The following is an 18507-nucleotide window of genomic DNA, read 5'->3' as shown; positions in this document are numbered from 1 at the left end:
GGGAGTTATACGTTAATTTTCTCAGTCTGGATCAACGCATGAATGAGGTTGTCGCGCAGGCGTAAGACGGGCAATATGCGTACAGCCTGAGTCAATAATAAATAAGGGATTTTAATGTTCCGAAAATCGACTGCGATGACTTTACCTCTGCTGATGGCGTCGGTATTTCTGCTGACAGGGTGTCCACCCCCACCGGATCTCACTCAGTGGCAGCGCCCAGATACGGATATCAACGGCGTGCGCGACGCGATGCGTCAATGTGGTGAGCAAATTCCTGGCCCTGAAATTCCCAAAACGGATAATGAATCTGTCCTGTATTACCAGTGCATGGAGAAGCAGGGTTTTACCCGTAAAGACGGATTCAAAATTTGCAGCATTCGTGTTTACCGCGACACGCCAGCCTGCATCACGCAAGATCAAGGGCACTCTTTGAGTCAGAGCCAATTAGATGCGCTGCCTTTTGTCGCAGACCGCGGTTTCCATCCCATTAGGCCCGATTCTGGTGTGAGTCCGTCTTCCTTGATTTCCTGGCGGAAAGCGGGGGCTTCGCTGCATTTTTCTCATGAACTTGAAAACGACAAACAAGCGCTGGCGGTGATGTATCAGTGCGGTTATCCGCAGCCTCTCGGTTCGGTGCCTTACGTACCGACGCTTCGTAAAGCCGCGAATGTTCAGCAATGTATGTTGGATAAGGGGTTCGAGCCGAAAAAAAAACTCAATTTAGTCTGCCGTAATTATCCGCAAGTCACGGGCTGCTCGAAAAAATAAGGCTGTCGCAGAATGTCTCCCAGAGAAACGGAATTAACACTCTGGGGATTTCTTCCAGATATAATCTATTTAGTTGATAATTTTATATATTCGTAGAGAAATATTAATAATTAAATGTTTATATCGTAATTCATTGTTTGAATAGCGCTTAAAATTCTGGCTGAAGGCATTTCGTTAAGTCCATATCTCTTGACCATCGGATGTCAACCACACAATCCCGGCTGGCGCTTTGACTAAAAACCACAGTCCAAACTCATCAAGATCATCATTCTCGTCTTCTGATGAACAAGGTGGCCAGGAATGGTGTAATAGCGCAAGCTGCTCTGATAGCGTCCCAGTCAAAAATAGGCCATTTTTTGCAAGCTTAATGACTTTCTTTTCTAATAATTGAGTCAAAATATCAAAGAAGATCTTTTTTCTGAATAAGCCATCGTCGGAATAGGCGATGCAATCGATGCGAACGTGTTGCCACATTGTCCCCATCGACAGACCATAACAACTTTTAATAACGGATGAGTATAATGCGTTAAAATTTTCCATTTTTTATCTCTAAAGTATATCGTTCTTACGCGCTTGTCATTTGATGATACTTTAATGGGAATTGCAACGATCTCCTCTGGCATGTGATAAACGGGGAAATATTTTCCGCCTCACTCGTGAAAAACTTTAAGAATCACCTGAACGTGTATAAGATTTATTTTTAGCACGCGATGAATAAGGGAATGTGATGTGTACCGTCGACGAATTAAAAATAAAGTATCCAGGCGCGAATGCCTGGCAAATTGGTGATAGCCCGGAACTGGCTAATGCGCTTGCCGATCTTGTTATTAAAGGTCTAAAAACGGCCTCATGTGGCTCTTTGGCCGCTTACCAGCAAGAAGCATTCGCACCCAGGATTGGGAGTCACAACATCATCCTTAATGGCGAGAATGTACCGGTATGCGTTATCAGATTAGTGTCGATGCGACTGGTGCGTTTTTGCGATGTGACTGCTGAGTTTGCCCGAAAGGAAGGTGAGGGCGATTTGAGCCTTGCATACTGGCGGAAAGAACATCAGCGATTCTTTACGCAGGAAGGTTATTTTGCTGAGGATATGGAGCTGATTGCAGAAGAGTTTGATGTTGTTGAGGTGCTGTGACTCAAACAGACTTTCTTTGGAAAGTGTTTATCGCACGTGTTCCTGATGGCCATCGCATCCGTGTCTGTATACGGAGAAAAGTCAAAAACTGGTATCACTGCGGTGGTTAAAAATTCAAACGCATTGCTACGCGCCGCGCAGGGTTAAGCACATGTTTTACTTCCTCAGCTTTCTCGATGAGCAGATGCGGCGGACACAAGTGGCCCTCCACGCGCTCAAAACCCAGCGTGGCGTAAAATTTGGCGTTGAAGGCGGCCATATTATCCGTTGTCAGTGTGGCACCAGCCAAACCGCGTTGCTGTCCGGCGGAGAGCAACGTCTGCATCAGCAATCGACCGATCCCACGGCGCTGCCAGTGGGGATGCACATCAATTTCAGCAACATGCACCCATAAATTGACGATTTTTCCTGCGACAAATCCTACGGGGGTTAAATCAGGCGTAAAGGCCGCAAGCAGCAGACCGTCGCGACTAAAGTCACCAAATTCCTGGAGACTGTTTGCGACAGGCTGACCCGCCACAGCGCCTGCGTTGCGTAACGTTTCAAAAGCCGCTAACTCAATGGCGCGCAGCGCAGGAAAATGCTTAGGTTGTGCAGTGTTGATAGTGATATCCAAAACTGAGTTCTCCATGGCCTTATCCCTTCAAAATGCTACCAGGCCATCTCCTGTTCTATCAATGAATGATATCAGCCTTCTTCGCATTTGGTCTAAAGTAACGTTTATATACCCCCCCTTACTTTCTGAGCAACGTCGAGAGCCTGTTTTTCGCCCAGGCATCCTGGAGTTCACCAATCGTCTTTAAAAACACGTGATCATTTGAGCATGAGTTTGCAACGATTATGACCACTCCTGGCACTAAATGGACAGCCCTGGCTCCACGATGTCTGGTTGGAGCAAACAAAGAATTTTACTCAGGGTGAGGAACAGTGCGTCAGGGCTCACCATCAAGGTCAGGATTGGGCTTGAGTGCGACCCGCGATGACTGCCGAAAGGAGCGCGGCAACCGCTAACCCACTGGCCAGCCAAAGCGTATCTCTCAACGTGACTGTGTCGATGAGTTTTCCTCCCGCCCACGCCCCTAGTGCAATCCCGATATTAAACACGGCGACATACAGCGCACTTGCTATCTCCACTTCACGGGGGGCGACTTTCATCATCCAGGTCATCAGCCCGACTGACAGCCCACCGTATGCCAGACCCCAGAATATTAAGGTCGACCCACCGCCAAGGGTTGTGTGCCCTGCGGTTAAGAACAGCAGTGGTGTCAAGACCAGCCCTGTTGCGATAGCAATCAGGGTGAGCGTCGTGTAGCGTGCCGCGCAGATACCCACAATGAAGTTACCAACAATGCCGGCGATACCATAAGCGAAGAGGATCGCGCCTATCCATTGTGGATTAAATCCAGACACTGAGATTAAAAGCGGGCGTACGAAGGTAAAGGCCACAAAGTGGCTTGTGACAAGCAACAACGTCAGCAGCAACCCAGTCAATAATTTGCGATTACCCAGTTGCGCAATGAACTGGCTGATGTGAACAGATCCGGCAACGGGCAGCGTCGGGATAACCGAAAGATGGAGTGCCAGCACCAGCGCGCTGAAAAGTGCCATGCATCCAAATGCCCAGCGCCATCCGATAGCGTCGCCAATAAATGCCCCGAGAGGGATACCCAGCACGGATGCAGCAGCCACGCCGCCGAAGATAATGGATGTCGCCAGGCCTATAGCATTTTCCGGAACCAGACGCGCCGCTAGCCCGCCTGCAATAGCCCATATTCCACCCATGCAGAAACCTACAACTGTGCGAGCTGCCAGCATAATAATCAGGTCCGGAGCCAGCGCCGAAGCCAGGTTCGCTATTACCAGTAACGCCAACAGACCACACAGTATCAAGCGTCGATCTATTCCGCCCGATGCAATAACGACGAATGGCGCGAATAAGGCTGCCAGCATGGCTGGCAGGGAAATCATCAGACCCGCGTTCCCTGTAGAGATATCGAGCGTCCCGGCGATAACTGTCAGCAAACCCACCGGGAGCATTTCCGTCGTCACAACAGAGAACGTCGCCAGACCAACAGCGATGACCGGCATCCACGCACTACGAACAGAAGGCAGAGTTGAAAATGTGTTCATCATTCAGATCCTTAAGTGTTCATCGCCTCAGGCGCATTTATCCTGCTTCTGGAAGGTCAAATAGCTGAAAAAAGCCATCAGTATTACGACGACCGCGGCACAGACTGCGACAGTGAATCCACCTCGCGCGCTACTGCTGTCAACAACCTGACCGGCTAACGCTGCACCCAGCGCAACCCCTACATTTAGCCCAGCCAGCAGCCAGGTCATCCCTTCGGTTAACTGAAGGTCCGATACCTGGCGTTCGATGAGCGACATAGCCACGATCATGGTTGGGGCGAAAAAAAGACCCGCCACCAGGATGGCTATCGCCAGAGCGGTGAGATTCGTGACCAAAATCAGAGGGATGGTGGTTGCGGCGGTTGCCAGCCCGCCCAACCACAACAGCCGATAGAGTGGCGTCTTCAACTTCAACGAGCCATATAGCAACCCCGCGAGACACGAACCGACGGCATAAGCCGACAAAACCAGGCTCGCCGCTGCCGGATGCCCCAGCTGTTCGGCATAGGCTACGCTCACGATATCAACCGTGCCGACAATGACGCCCATCGCCACCATGAGAATCGTTAACAGCCGTACGCCTTTCATCCGAATCACCGAGCCCGATTCAGGGGCGTCGCAAGAGAACGCCATAACGGGAGGTTCTGTATTGCGCTGTACAACCAGGGCAAGAACGCCAAAAAATAGTAAAAGTGCCGCGAGGAGCAGACCCAACTGGGGAAATACTGCAATGGAAAGGCCAATCGACAGAGGCGGGCCAATAATAAACGTCAGTTCATCCAGTACCGTTTCAAGCGAATAGGCTGTCTGTAAACGGGGCTGGCCTCTGTACAGTGCAGTCCACCGTGCCCGTACCATGGCGGACATACTGGGCATAAACCCCGCCAGCACAGCACCGACAAACAGAAATCCGTTGGCAATACTCCAGTGGGATCCGGCTATCAGGATGAAAAATCCGCTGATACTGATAGCCGTAGTCGCAGGCAAAACGCGCGACTGTCCATAACGATCCACGTATCGGGAGATCTGCGGCGATAGCAGGGCATAGGCCAGAACAAACGTCGCGGAAATGGCTCCGGCCAGCCCGTAGGCGCCGTGTTTCTGGGAGAACAGCGTGATAATGCCGATGCCCGCCATTGGCAAGGGGATTCGCGCGAGCAGACCCGCAATTGCAAAACGTGCCGTGCCAGGTTCAGAAAAAAGATCTCGATACAGATTAGCCATCTCACCCTCCGTGAGCATTTACTTGCCACAACGAGGTGGCGCGACGACAATACATACAACGCGTATGAATAAGAGTCTATATTCATACGGTTCGTATGTAAATAATCATTCACTCCGTATGTAAGGAAGTCATTATGGTTCGTCGTACCCGTGCCGAGATGGAAGAGACAAGAGCCGCGCTGTTAGCAATGGCCCGGAAAGTTTTTAAAGAACATGGCTACGCAGAAACTTCAATGGACGACCTGACTGCACAGGCAGGGCTAACCCGAGGGGCGCTGTATTATCATTTCGGTGACAAAAAAGGCTTGTTGGCAGCCGTCGTGGATCAGATCGACGATGAGATGGATCAGCGTCTGCAGACAATTTCTGATAACGCTCAGGACCCATGGGATGGTTTTTGCAACCGGTGTCGGGCGTATCTCGAGATGGCGCTGGAACCTGAGTTTCAGCGTATTGTTTTGCGCGATGCAAAAGCGGTATTGGGCGGCTCCTCCCCTGAATCGCAACGCTATTGTGTGCAATCCCTGCAGCGTCTGATTGGCAATTTGATACATCAAGGTGTCGTTGACGACGCCGATCCGCAGGCACTAGCTTCGTTGATCTACGGCAGCCTGGCAGAAGCGGCGTTCTGGATTGCAGACGGCGAAAAGAGTGATAATCGGCTAACGCAAAGCATTACCGCCTTGAATTTGCTCCTTCGTGGTTTGCAACGGGTAGGTTGAAACTCATAACAAAACGTGCTGTCAGGCGTTTCAAATTTGGGAAAAAACGGACTGGAGATCGGTCAGTCACTCTACAGGCAGCAACGGGACACGCGGCTCTTAAGGCGGTTTTAAAAATGACGTTACAGCCGAAAGTGGTCACTGTTCGGCTGTAAACAAAGAATCAAAGACCGAAAATAGCCTCAATCTCAATTGAGAGATCAGGTGAAAAGAGGCGGCTGACTTCTACGAGTGAGCTGGCGGGTAAGTGATCACCGTAATTTCGGTACAGCACGTTACGCAGCTCATCGATCTCGCCGAACGACGTAATGAATATCGTCACTTTGATCAGCGCGGAGAAATCAGCGTCTTCCGCGCTGACGATTTTCCTGAGTTGGCTGAATATTTCTTCAGCCTGCTCGGCAATGCCTTTATGTTGCGCCGGTGTGCCAAACGCAGTCAGTCCAGAAATATAAAGTGTTTGCCCATGCTTTACTGAATGGACATAAGGGGCCTTTACTTCACCTAACTCGGGATAATTCTTTCGTAACACATTGCTCATGCTGAAAGCCTTTTTGTGAAGCGACAAACATCAACCTTATCATGCCCCTGTTAAAGCTGAACGCATTTTGCGTGAAGAAAATTGGCTGATTTATAATCATCTGTTGTTATGCCAAATCAAATATCATCCAGTGAATGAATGCTTAACTGCATACTCTGCTTTGCTGACAGGAGTATTAGAATGATTGATCACACCGGTTTCAGCGTCACTCATCTTGAAGACAGTAAACGGTTTTACACGCGCGTTCTGGGGAGTCTGGGCCATATTATCCGGCGTGAATTCCCGGAAGCCGCGGTTGGTTTTGGCCCTGCCGAAGAGAACGAAGGCGCAGATCCGGGAGGGGGTTTCTGGATAACGCAAGGCACGCCCTCAACGCCACGGATGCATCTTGCCTTTAGCGCAAAAAACAAAGAACAGGTGGATGCCTTCCACCGTGTTGCCCTCGACGCGGGGGGGAAAGATAATGGCGCGCCGGGATACAGGCCGCAGTATCACTCGGGGTATTACGCCGCGTTTGTTCTTGATCCTGATGGCTACAATATTGAAGCGGTTTACCACGAGCCAGACTAACGACTCACGGCATCATTCTGCGATTTCCGAATAAGCAAAACCCGCCAGACGGCGGGTTTTCATGAAGGGTGTATCAGGCAATTCTGCACGCATCCGCTTCCCATCGATACCCCACGCCATACACGGCGCGAATAAATGACTGGTCGGCGTCGAGCGCTTCGAGTTTACGACGCAGGTTTTTGATATGGCTGTCGATGGTACGGTCGGTGACCACGCGGTAATCGTCATACAGCTGGTTCAACAGCTGTTCGCGGGAGAACACTTTTCCCGGTTCGTGCGACAGCGTTTTTAACAAGCGAAATTCCGCAGGTGTCAGATCCAACAATTTGCTGCGCCAGCTGGCCTGAAAGCGGCTTTCGTCGACAATCAGTGGGCTTTCGGCATCCAGTACCTGCAGTTCACGCTGCGGCTTGCAGCGGCGCAAAATCGTTTTGACGCGCGCCACCACTTCACGCGGACTGTACGGCTTACAGATGTAATCATCCGCACCGATTTCCAGCCCCAGCAGGCGATCGATCTCTTCGATTTTGGCGGTCACCATCACAATCGGCACTTCGGAAAAACGGCGGATTTCACGGCAAAGCGTCAGACCGTCAGTACCGGGCAGCATCAGATCCAGCAGGATAAGATGCGGCGGCGTCTGGCGTACATACGGCAAAACCTGATCGCCGTGGCTGATAAGCGACGGGGCATAGCCCGCCGCACGCAAATAGTCGATCAACAGTTGCCCAAGCTTAGGCTCGTCCTCCACGATCAAAATGCGTGGCGTGTTTTCGTCAATGGGTAACTCAGTCATACTTCTCTCGATAAATCCCGTTCCAGCGGTAACTCTACTGTAATGCTAACCCCGCCAAAAGGCGAATGGGCGGCGCGGATCGAGCCGCCGTGTGCTTCAACGATATTCACGCAAATTGCCAGCCCTAAACCGGACCCGCCGCTGGCACGATTGCGGGAGCCTTCGGTGCGATAAAAACGCTCGAACAGTTTTTCCAACTGCGCGTCTTGTACGCCGGGCGCGGTGTCCGCGAAGGTCAGCGCGAAAGACCGGTCATCCAGCACGCCGGAAATGTGCAACGCGCCGCCGCTGTCGGTGTAGCGCAGGCTGTTTTCGAGCAGATTATTGAACAACTGCATCAGCCTGTCAGGGTCACCAAACACCACGGCGCTATCCGGCAACGACAGGTCGATATTCAGATTGCGGCTGGCGAAGCGCTCGCGGAACGCGCCGGTGGTGACTTCCAGAATATTGATCACGTCCACCGGTGATTTTTGATAAGCCAGCGCGCCTTCGTCGGACATCGACAGCTGATGCAGATCGTTCACCAGCTTGGTGAGCGTCCCCACTTCCGCCTGCAACGACGTCACCGATTCCGGCGTAAACTGACGCACGCCGTCCTGAATCGCCTCCAGCTCGCCGCGCAAAACCGCCAGCGGCGTACGCAGTTCATGGGAAATATCGGCCATAAAGTCGCGGCGCATCTGCTGGTTTTTCTCCAGGGTGCTGGCGAGTTGGTTAAAATCCTGCGCCAGTTTGCCGATCTCGTCCTGGCTGCGCGTATCCACGCGGGTGGTGAAATCGCCCGCTGCCAGCTTGTGCGTGCCTTCAACCAGTCGTTTCACCGGGGCCAAAAGACCGCGCGCCAGCGGGAACGTCGCCAGCGCGGCAAGCAGCGTGGAAAGGGCGACAATCAGCCAGCTGGTCTGGCGCTGCTGGCGATCAAAGTTGATATCGGTATTGCGCGTCAGCCGTTCGACGGGCGAGGCAATCACCCAGCCAACGGGCGTGCCGTTAAAGGTAATCGAGCGCTTTGTGCCGTCAGGCGGAACCGGGGCGCGGGGGCCAACCAGTACGCGTTTGTCCTGATCGATAACCCAAAACTGGGTGCGCCAGCCGTGCGGCGGCATGCCCGGCCCGGGGCGGTCGTCGTCGTTATCGTGCTCAAGGGAGCGCAAAATCTGGAAAACAAAACGGTCGTTATTGCGTAAAAAGCGCCAGTTACCGTGCAGGGCATACTGATCGGCCAGGGCATCGCTCAACCCCTGCAATCGCTGCTCGTTCCCGCGCTTAATGTAGTCAATAAAGCCGCGCTCGAAGCTGATACGCACCGCCCAGTGCATAGTGATCAGCAGAACGATGCAGGTGGCGAAAATGGCCAGAAACAGTTTGCCAGTAATGCCGGGACGCCAGAATTTCATCGTTCACTCCTTTTGCGTCGGCCGATGACGACGTTCTTGCTGGTATCATTCGGAACCCGGGCGAAAATCAACGCGGGCAGGGCGATAATCACCGCCATGCTGAGATAGGTATACAGGAAAACGTGATGAGCACCGGCGGTGTCGGCGCCAGGATGTTGCTGACCATACATTCCGAGCAACAGCCCCGCGACGGTGACGCCAACGCTCATCGAGAGCTGCATAATCATCGACAGCAGGCTGTTGCCACTGCTCGCCAGTTCATCGGGCAAATCTTTCAGCGTCAGCGTGTTCATGGACGAGAAGCGCGTCGAGTTAATCATCCCCTGGAAGAACAGCACCAGCGGCAGAACGTAGTACCAGCCCATCAGCGCCACGGCCATAAATACCAGGCTTATCAGCGCCAGACCAAGCGTGCAGACGACCAGAACCCGGCGATAGCCAAAGTAATTCACGACCTGCACCACGATACGCTTCATCCCCATACTGCCGAGCACCATCGGGATCATCATCAAACCGGCATGGAACGGCGAAAAGCCCAGCCCAATTTGCAGGAATACCGGCGTCATAAACGGCAGCATGCCGCTGCCGAGGCGTCCGACGAAGCTGCCAAACAACCCGATCCGATACGTGGTGCTACGGAAAAGCGCCAGGCTGAACAGCGCGCGGTCATTGTCACGCGCGTGCCACAGATACCAGAGGATGGAAGCGATCCCGATAACGATCAGCAGACACAGCGTGAGCGTGGAGATCCCCAACCCTTTTTGCCCATCGAGCGCCAGTGTGAGCGTCGCCATTCCTGCAGCCAGCAGCACGAAGCCGAAAATATCAAAGCGCCGCGTCTGCATTTTGTAGTTCGGCATCAACCATAATGTGGCAATGGCACCGACAATGCCAACCGGCAGGTTGATCAGGAATATCCAGTGCCAGGAGGCGTATTCGACCAGAATCCCGCCCAGCGCCGGGCCGAGCAACGGGCCGACCTGACCGGGTAAGGTGACAAAGGTCATCGCCGCCATGTACTGCTCGCGTGGGACGATTTTCATCACCGTCAGTCGTCCGACGGGCACCATCATTGCGCCCCCCACGCCCTGTAACACGCGCGACATCACCAGCTCATTCAGCGTATCGGCCTTTGCGCAAAACAACGAGCCGAGGGTAAACAGGACGATGGCGGTGAAAAAGATGTTTCGTACGCCGATTTTGTCCGCCATCCAGCCGCTCGCAGGCAGCATCACGGCTACTGTCAGCACATAGGAGACAATCACCATGTGCATATGCAGCGGGCTTTCCCCAAGGCTTTTTGCCATCGAGGGGAGGGCGGTATTGACGATCGTCGTATCCAGCGACTGCATGAAAAAGCCGAAGGCGACAATCCACAGTTGCCAGCGCACGTTGTTAGGGAGATCGGTCATTTACTCGGTTACCGTCGTTCTGTTTTTATGCGAAAAACGCACTCGCAAGCGATCGAAGAACAGATACACCACCGGCGTTGTGTAAAGCGTCAATAGCTGACTCATCACCAGCCCGCCAACGATAGTGATCCCCAGCGGCTGGCGCAGTTCAGAGCCGTCACCGCTGGAAATGACCAGCGGCAGCGCGCCAAACAAGGCTGCCAGCGTGGTCATCATGATCGGGCGAAAACGCAGAATGCAGGCCTGGAAAATGGCGTCCTGAGGCGACATATTGCCGTTGCGCTGCGCGTCGAGGGCGAAGTCCACCATCATGATCGCGTTTTTCTTCACGATACCTATTAATAGCATGATCCCGATAAGGGCGATGAGACTAAAGGGCGCATCGAACAACTCCAGCGCCAGCAACGCACCCACGCCTGCTGACGGCAAAGTAGAAAGGATCGTCAGCGGATGCACGTAGCTTTCATACAAAATGCCCAGCACGATATAGACCGTCGCAATCGCCGCCAGAATCAAAATCACCTGCGAATTCATGGTGTCCTGGAACACCTGTGCAGTACCGGCAAAACTGCCGCGCACGGTAGACGGTACGCCAAGCTGCGTCATGGTGCGATTAATCGCGTCGCTGGCTTCGGATAACGACGAGCCGGTCGGCAGGTTAAACGAAATCGTCGAGGCAGCAGACAGCCCCTGATGGTTCACCGACAACGGCGCATTAGCCGGTTGCCAGCTGGCAAAATAAGACAACGGGATCGATTTGCCATCGTTGTTAATGACGTACATTTTATCCAGCGCGCTGATATCCTGGGTGTAGCGCGGATCGACTTCCATCACCACTTTGTACTGGTTCATCGGCTGATAAATAGTGGATATCTGCCGCTGACCAAACGCGTTATTCAGCAGGCTATTAGCGGCTGCAACGTCAATCCCCAACCGCGACATGGTTTCGCGGTCGTAGGTCAGGTTCATCTCCGCGCCGTTGTCCTGTTGGTCGGAATTCACGTCTGCCAGCTCCGGCAATGCCGCCAGTGCTTTACGGATTTTGGGCTCCCATTCGCGCAGCGCCGCCAGGTCGTCGGACAGCAGCGTGTACTGATAGCTCGCATTCGACTGACGTCCGCCGACGCGGATATCCTGAACGGCCATCAAAAACAGGTTTGCGCCCGGCTCTTTAGCCAGTTTGCCACGCAGACGATCAATCACCTGCTGGGCAGTTTCGTTGCGCTCGCCGCGCGCCTTCAGGGTAATAAACATCATTCCGCTGTTCACTCGTGAGCCGCCGGTAAAACCGGTGACGTTATCCACGGCAGGATCTTCGCGAATAATCTTCATGAAATCCTGCAGCTTCACGCGCATCGCCTGGAACGAAATGCTCTGATCCGCCTGAATCCCACCCATCAGTACGCCGGTGTCCTGCTCAGGGAAGAACGTTTTGGGGATGGTGATATACATCCAGACGTTCAGCGCAATGGTTCCCACCAGCACCAGCCCAACAATCCGCGTATGGTTCAGCACCCATTTCAGCGATTTGCCGTAGCCTTCCTGCATTGCCACCAGCACGCGGCCAAAACCTTTATTGCGCGGTTGTGAATGCGGTTTGCTGCGTTTGAGCATCCAGCCACACATCATCGGTGTGAGGGTCAGCGAAATCACCAGTGAAATGCCAATCGCCACCGAGAGCGTAACGGCAAATTCGCGTAACAATCGCCCCGGTAATCCGCCCATCAGCAGCAGCGGCAGAAAAACCGCCACCAGCGATACGCTCATGGAGAGCACCGTAAAGCCGACTTCTCGCGTTCCCTGCAATGACGCTTGCAGCGGTTTCATACCCGCTTCCAGATGGCGCGAAATGTTTTCCAGCACTACGATGGCGTCATCGACGACAAATCCGGTGGCGATGGTCAGCGCCATCAGCGACAGATTATTGAGGCTGAAATCGCACAGGTACATGGCGGCGAACGTGCCGATCAGCGAGACCGGCACCGCTACGGCAGGGATGAGCGTGGCACGTCCCGATCGCAGGAACAGGAACACCACCAGGATCACCAGCGCAATTGAAATCACCAGCGTCTGTTCGACTTCTTCCAGCGAGGCGCGAATCGTCGGCGAACGGTCCTGCGCGATTTGCAGATCGATGGCCGCCGGAATCGTCTCCTGGAGTTCCGGCAGTCGGGCACGAATACTCTTCACCGTCTGGATAATATTGGCTTCCGGCAGCTTGCGGATCATCAGCAAAATGGCCGGTTTGGCATTGGTCATCCCGGCGTTACGCACGTCCTGGACGGAATCGGTGACGCTGGCCACATCGCTCAAACGCACCGCTGCACCATTGTTGTAGTGAATAATCAGCGGCTGATATTCGGCGGCGGTTTTGAGTTCGTCGTTGGTCTGTATTTGCCAGCGATGGCTGCTGTCCTCAATTGCTCCCTGCGGTTTGCGCACGTTGGCATTGCTGATGGCGCTGCGCACGTCGTCCAGCGACACGCCCTGATTAAACAGCGCTTCCGGGTTTAATCCCACACGCACGGCGGGCAGGGAACTGCCGCCAACGTCCACGTCGCCCACGCCGTCAATCTGGGCGATCGTTTGCGCCAACTGGGTGGAGGCGAAATCGTACAATTCACCCTGCGAATAGGTGTCCGACGTGAGCGTCAAAATCATGATCGGCGCATCGGACGGGTTCGCTTTGCGATAGGTTGGACGGCTCGGCATTCCGCTCGGCAACAGGCTTTGCGCGGCATTGATTGCTGCCTGCACGTCGCGCGCCGCGCCGTTGATATCGCGATTAAAATTGAATTCCAGAATAATGCGTGTGCTACCCAGCGAGCTGCTGGAGGTCATTTCGTTGACCCCGGCGATGCGCCCAAGCGAGCGCTCCAGCGGTGTGGCAACCGAGGACGCCATGGTTTCTGGCGAGGCGCCCGGCAGCGAGGCGCTGATCATGATGACCGGGAAATCCACCTGCGGCAGCGGTGCTACCGGCAGAAGGCGGAAGCCGAGCACGCCGCACAGCGTGATGGCGACCGCAATCAAAATCGTCGCGACCGGGCGGTAAATGAAGAGGGCGAAAAACTTCACTTACGCCTCCTCTTCACGTTTGGGGAAACGGGCTTTCATCTTCAGCGCCAGGGTGTCAAACAGCAGATAAATCACCGGCGTGGTGAACAGCGTCAATACCTGGCTCACCAGCAGACCGCCCACCATGCCAATTCCTAACGGACGGCGCAGTTCCGCACCGACGCCGGTGCTGAGCATCAGCGGCAGCGCGCCCAGCAGCGCCGCCATGGTGGTCATCAGGATGGGACGAAAACGCAACAGGCAGGCCTGGAAAATCGCGTCGCGCGGTGCCATGCCCTGTTCGCGTTCGGCGGCGAGCGCAAAGTCGATCATCATGATGGCGTTTTTCTTGACGATACCGATCAGCAAAATGATGCCGATAATGGCGATGACGTCCAGCTCGCTGCCGGAAATCATCAGCGCCAGCAGCGCACCAACACCTGCGGTCGGCAGGGTCGACAGGATCGTCACCGGATGGATAAAGCTTTCATACAGCACGCCGAGCACGATATACATCGCTACTACGGCGGCGACAATCAGCCAGATGGTGTTGCCGAGCGCGGCCTGGAACGCCAGCGTGCTGCCCTGGAACTGAGTCTGAATATCCGCCGGGAAGTTCAGCGTTTTTTCTGCGTTCAGAATCGACTCAACCGCTTCGCCGAGCGAATAGTTATCCGGGACGTTGAACGAAATGGTGGTCGACGGGAACTGATCCAGATGGTTAATCGACAGCGGCGCAAACCGCTGTTCAACCGTCGCAATAGCGCTCAACGGCACAATGCCGCCGTCTTTGCTGGTGAGGCGCACTGTATCCAGCGCCGTAAGCCCTGGCGTTTGCTCGGTGTTGTGCTCCAGCACCACGCGATACTGGTTGGCCTGGGTGTAAATCGTGGAGATCAGCCGCTGACCAAAGGCGTTATACAGTGCGTTATCGACATCGGCCATGCTGATACCCAGACGGCTGGCGGTGTCGCGGTTGACGTTCACGTATGCCGCCAGCCCTTTATCCTGCCAGTCGCTGCTCACGTCTGAAAGTTGCGGCAGTTCCTGGAGTTTAGTGACAAGTTGTGGAACCCAGGTGCTGAGCGCCTCCAGGCTGGTGGCCTGAAGCGTAAATTGATATTGGGTGCGGCTCACCGTGGTATCGATGGTGAGATCCTGCGTCGGTTGCAGATATAGCTCAACGCCCGGCACTTTAGCCACCGCGCTTTGCAGGCGCTCAATCACGGTATTGACGCGGTCATCACGGTCATCCAGGGGCTTTAGGTTGATCTGCAAGCGCGCGCTGTTCAGCGAAGGGTTAGTGCCGTCGACGCCAACAAACGAGGTCAAACTTTCGACCGCCGGATCTTTCATGATAACGTCCGACACCGCCTGCTGACGCTGCGCCATACTGGCAAATGAAACCGACTGCGGTGCCTGCAGCGTGCCCTGGATAATCCCGTTATCCTGAATCGGGAAGAAACCTTTCGGGATAACAATCCACAGCATCACGCTTAACGCCAGCGTCCCGAGCGCTACGCTTAGCGTTGCCCACGGATGATTAAGCACTTTTTCCAGCATGCGTCCGTACGCGGCAATAATGCGTTCAAACATGCGCTCAGACGCGCGCGAAAAGCGGTTTTGCTTGCGCAGCGATTCGGCGCTTAGCATGCGGGCGCACATCATTGGCGTCAGCGTCAGCGACACTACGGCGGAGATCAAAATCGCTACCGCCAGCGTCACCGCAAATTCGCGGAACAGCCGGCCCACAATATCGCCCATAAACAGCAGCGGGATCAGCACCGCAATCAGCGAGAAGGTCAGGGAGATAATGGTAAAGCCGATTTCGCCCGCGCCCTTGAGCGCGGCTGCCAGCGGCTTTTCGCCTTTTTCGATATAGCGCGAGATATTTTCGATGACCACGATGGCGTCATCGACCACAAATCCGGTGGCGATGGTCAGCGCCATTAGCGTCAGGTTATTGATCGAGAAATCGAGGAAAACCATCACCGCGAAAGTGCCGACGAGCGACAGCGGCACGGCGACAGCGGGAATAATGGTTGCCGGGACGTTGCGCAAGAACACATAGATAATCATGACCACCAGCGCCATCGCCAGCATCAGCTCAAACTGCGTGTCGCTGACGGAGGCGCGAATGTTGGTGGTGCGATCGGAAAGTACTTTTACGTTTACGGATTTTGGCAGGCTTTCAATCAGCTGCGGGAGCATTGCACGGATGCTGTCGGCGGTGTCGATAATGTTCGCGCCGGGCTGGCGCTGAACGTTCATCACGATCGCTTGCTCTTTGTTGGCCCACGCGCCCAGCCAGCGGTTTTCAGCCCCTTGTTCAACGGTGGCGACATCACCCAGGCGAATCGGCGCGCCGTTCTGGTAGGCCACAATCAGCTGGCGATATTCATCGGCGGACTGCATCTGATCGTTCGCGGAGAGCGTGACCGCGCGGGTCGGGCCATCCAGCGAGCCTTTCGCCGAGTTGACGTTGGCACTGACGATCGCTGTGCGGATGGTTTCGCTGGTCAGCCCTAGCGCTGCAATCGCCTGCGCGTTGAGTTTGACGCGCACGGCCGGACGCTGTCCGCCGGAGAGCGTCACCAGCCCGACGCCGGACACCTGAGAAATTTTCTGCGCCACGCGCGTTTCGACCATATCTTCCACCTGCGTCATTGGCATGGCGGAGGAGGTGACGGCGAGCGTCATGATCGGCGGATCGGCGGGATTCACTTTGCTGTAAACCGGCGGATTGGGCAGGTCAGACGGCAACAGATTGGTGGCGGCGTTAATCGCGGCCTGTACCTCTTGCTCGGCGACGTCGAGCGGGAGCGTCAGCTGGAACTGCAGCGTTACCACAGACGCGCCGCCAGAGCTTTGCGAAGACATCTGTTTTAAGCCGGACATCTGCCCAAACTGGCGCTCAAGGGGCGCGGTAATGGCGGAGGTCACCACGTCCGGGCTGGCGCCAGGATAGAGGGTGATCACCTGAATCGTTGGGTAATCGACTTCGGGCAGGGCAGAGACCGGCAGGAAACGGTAGCCGATAATCCCCGCGATCAGGATCGCCACCATCAACAGCGTGGTGGCGACGGGGCGCATAATAAACAGGCGTGACGGCCCACCTGTCGAACTTGGTGGTAACACCTGCATCAGGAGTTCGCTCCCTGTTTGGTGTGTTCGCGACTCGCGGGTTTTTCGCTTGCCGTGGTGGCGCTGTGCGCGTCCACCACTTCCACTTTCGCGCCTTCCGTCAGGCGATCGATCCCGTCAGTCACCACGCGGTCGCCTGCGGAGAGACCGGCGCTGATCACCACCGTCTGGCTGTCCTGAATACCCGGTTTCACGAGGTGTTTGCTGACTTTATTGTCGCTGTTCAGTACCCAGACAAAATTGCCTTCGTTACCCATTTGCAGCGCCGCCGTTGGGATCACCACCGCGTTTTCTTCCGTAGCGACCAGCATGCGGGCGTTGACGAACTGGTTAGGGAACAGGGCGTCATCCCGATTGTTAAAGCGCGCTTTCACCTTGATGGTACCCGTCGTCGCGTCAATCTGGTTATCCAGACTCAGCAGCGTACCATCACTCAATTTTGCTTTGTTAGTGCGATCCCAGGCTTCGACCGCCAGCGGCTGGCCAGTTTTCTGGGCCTGAACGACGGTCGCGATTTCGTTTTCGGGCAGCGTAAAGACCAAATCGATAGGATGGGTTTGGGTGATGACCACGATACCTGTGGTATCACCGCTTGAAATCTGATTGCCGATATCCACCTGTTTGAGGCCGACGCGTCCGTCAATCGGGGCGGTGATTCGGCTCCAGTCGAGCTGCAACTGCGCGCTGGCGACAGCAGCTTCGTCCGTTTTAATCGTGCCCTGGGCTTCGCTGACCAGCGATTGTTGGGTATCCAGCTCCTGACGAGACACCAGACTGGTTTTCACCAACTGCTGATAACGGGCTAAATCGCGGCGGGCGTTAGCCAGCGTGGCTTTGTCTTTTGCGAGCTGTCCCTGCGCCTGAGCCAGCGCCACTTTGAACTGGCTCGGATCGATTTCGGCCAGCAGATCGCCCGCTTTCACCTGTTGGCCTTCCTGGAAGTGTATCGCCATCAGTTGACCATCAACGCGGCTGCGCACGGTGACCGTGTTGGCCGCGGTTACCGTACCGAGTCCGGTGAGATACCGAGGAACCGACTTGCTGACAGCCGTGGCAGCCTGCACCGGTGCCAGTGCGCCACCGCGCATGCCGTGACGGCCACCGCCAGCGGGACGCTGTTGCTGCGTTGTCGCCTCATTCGACGAGGAGTGACTGTGCCAGTACCAGGCGGCGGCAAGCGCTACCACAATGATACCTGCGGCGATTGCCCAGCGAGATGTGTTACTGCCTTTCATCGTTATACGTTCTCATCCTGAATACTTCGGGGAATGATACTAGTTTAGACACGTAACGCCGCGGAAAAATGGAGGAAATATGAAGGACTGTCTGGAATTGTCTGAATGAAGGCAGGTGTACCTGGACGGTCCGATGCCTATATTCTGGCTATGCCTGTCAGATTTGATGGGGCCTTAAAAATGAAAACCTGCACGACTGGCTCCCTCTCGGCGCATCCATGCGCCGCGCCCCGGCCATAGGGAAACATCTCGGCGATTTACAGCCGGACTAAGGCCTCGCTTCGAAACTCTCGAATTCCGTTACTATTCAATAGCTGCCGGTTTCACTCACTCTCAAAAGAAGGTGAGAGGGTGACGTAATCCGGGAACA

General features: G+C 54.8%; 15 protein-coding genes. 4 read left to right on the top strand and 11 right to left on the bottom strand.

Annotation, left to right across the window (positions count from 1 at the left end):
* Positions 1–114: 114 nt before the first annotated feature.
* Positions 115–768, top strand: coding sequence for a hypothetical protein (locus ACKI5T_RS04830; RefSeq protein ID WP_407435948.1), 654 nt, complete (start codon positions 115–117; stop codon positions 766–768).
* Positions 769–942: 174 nt separating this feature from the next.
* Here ACKI5T_RS04830 and ACKI5T_RS04825 read toward each other — a convergent pair whose 3' ends face one another.
* Positions 943–1308: a DUF596 domain-containing protein gene (locus ACKI5T_RS04825; protein WP_407435946.1), complete on the bottom strand. Its 366-nt coding sequence runs from the start codon at positions 1306–1308 to the stop codon at positions 943–945.
* Positions 1309–1495: 187 nt separating this feature from the next.
* On the opposite strand from ACKI5T_RS04825, the gene ACKI5T_RS04820 reads away from it, so the two are divergent.
* Positions 1496–1906: an ASCH domain-containing protein gene (locus ACKI5T_RS04820; protein WP_407435944.1), complete on the top strand. Its 411-nt coding sequence runs from the start codon at positions 1496–1498 to the stop codon at positions 1904–1906.
* 106 nt (positions 1907–2012) lie between these two features.
* On the opposite strand, the gene ACKI5T_RS04815 is transcribed toward ACKI5T_RS04820, so the two are convergent.
* The 3 genes from ACKI5T_RS04815 to ACKI5T_RS04805 form a co-directional block, all read right to left on the bottom strand.
* Positions 2013–2537 (bottom strand): GNAT family N-acetyltransferase, encoded by a 525-nt coding sequence (locus tag ACKI5T_RS04815; RefSeq protein WP_407435942.1) that lies wholly within the window; start codon positions 2535–2537, stop codon positions 2013–2015.
* Positions 2538–2857: 320 nt separating this feature from the next.
* Positions 2858–4036, bottom strand: coding sequence for an MFS transporter (locus ACKI5T_RS04810; protein ID WP_407435994.1), 1179 nt, complete (start codon positions 4034–4036; stop codon positions 2858–2860).
* A gap of 27 nt (positions 4037–4063) precedes the next feature.
* Positions 4064–5260, bottom strand: a complete 1197-nt coding sequence (locus ACKI5T_RS04805; RefSeq protein WP_407435940.1) for an MFS transporter — start codon at positions 5258–5260, stop codon at positions 4064–4066.
* Between the two features lie 134 nt (positions 5261–5394).
* Between ACKI5T_RS04805 and ACKI5T_RS04800 the strand changes: the two genes are divergently transcribed.
* Positions 5395–5982 (top strand): TetR/AcrR family transcriptional regulator, encoded by a 588-nt coding sequence (locus ACKI5T_RS04800; protein ID WP_407435938.1) that lies wholly within the window; start codon positions 5395–5397, stop codon positions 5980–5982.
* Positions 5983–6145: 163 nt separating this feature from the next.
* Here ACKI5T_RS04800 and ACKI5T_RS04795 read toward each other — a convergent pair whose 3' ends face one another.
* The gene (locus ACKI5T_RS04795) at positions 6146–6523 is read right to left on the bottom strand and encodes a RidA family protein (protein WP_407435936.1); all 378 of its coding nucleotides are present in this window, start codon (positions 6521–6523) and stop codon (positions 6146–6148) included.
* Positions 6524–6703: 180 nt separating this feature from the next.
* On the opposite strand from ACKI5T_RS04795, the gene ACKI5T_RS04790 reads away from it, so the two are divergent.
* Positions 6704–7093 (top strand): VOC family protein, encoded by a 390-nt coding sequence (locus ACKI5T_RS04790; protein ID WP_407435934.1) that lies wholly within the window; start codon positions 6704–6706, stop codon positions 7091–7093.
* Positions 7094–7166: 73 nt separating this feature from the next.
* On the opposite strand, the gene baeR is transcribed toward ACKI5T_RS04790, so the two are convergent.
* Genes baeR through ACKI5T_RS04760 form a run of 6 tightly spaced genes read right to left on the bottom strand, consistent with a single transcriptional unit; the run spans position 7167 to position 18137 of the window.
* Entirely contained in the window at positions 7167–7889 is a 723-nt protein-coding gene (gene baeR / locus ACKI5T_RS04785) for a two-component system response regulator BaeR (RefSeq protein WP_059179522.1), read from the bottom strand.
* Positions 7886–9289 (bottom strand): two-component system sensor histidine kinase BaeS, encoded by a 1404-nt coding sequence (baeS, locus tag ACKI5T_RS04780; RefSeq protein ID WP_407435931.1) that lies wholly within the window; start codon positions 9287–9289, stop codon positions 7886–7888. The genes baeR and baeS overlap by 4 nt, the downstream gene beginning before the upstream one ends.
* Positions 9286–10701 carry an MFS transporter gene (locus ACKI5T_RS04775; protein WP_407435929.1) on the bottom strand — a complete coding sequence of 472 codons (1416 nt, stop codon included), beginning with the start codon at positions 10699–10701 and terminating at the stop codon, positions 9286–9288. The genes baeS and ACKI5T_RS04775 overlap by 4 nt, the downstream gene beginning before the upstream one ends.
* Positions 10702–13779, bottom strand: coding sequence for a multidrug efflux RND transporter permease subunit MdtC (mdtC, locus tag ACKI5T_RS04770; protein WP_407435927.1), 3078 nt, complete (start codon positions 13777–13779; stop codon positions 10702–10704). It abuts the gene before it with no gap.
* Complete coding sequence (locus tag ACKI5T_RS04765) at positions 13780–16902, bottom strand: MdtB/MuxB family multidrug efflux RND transporter permease subunit (protein WP_407435925.1); 3123 nt, start codon at positions 16900–16902, stop codon at positions 13780–13782.
* Positions 16902–18137, bottom strand: a complete 1236-nt coding sequence (locus ACKI5T_RS04760) for an MdtA/MuxA family multidrug efflux RND transporter periplasmic adaptor subunit (protein WP_407435923.1) — start codon at positions 18135–18137, stop codon at positions 16902–16904. Before ACKI5T_RS04760 ends, ACKI5T_RS04765 begins: the two co-directional genes overlap by 1 nt.
* Between the last annotated feature and the right edge of the window lie 370 nt (positions 18138–18507).

Source organism: Lelliottia sp. (assembly GCF_045627565.1).
Classification (GTDB): Bacteria; Pseudomonadota; Gammaproteobacteria; order Enterobacterales; family Enterobacteriaceae; genus Enterobacter.
The sequence above is the reverse complement of the archived record's forward strand: the minus strand, read 5'-3'. Positions and strand labels throughout refer to the sequence as shown.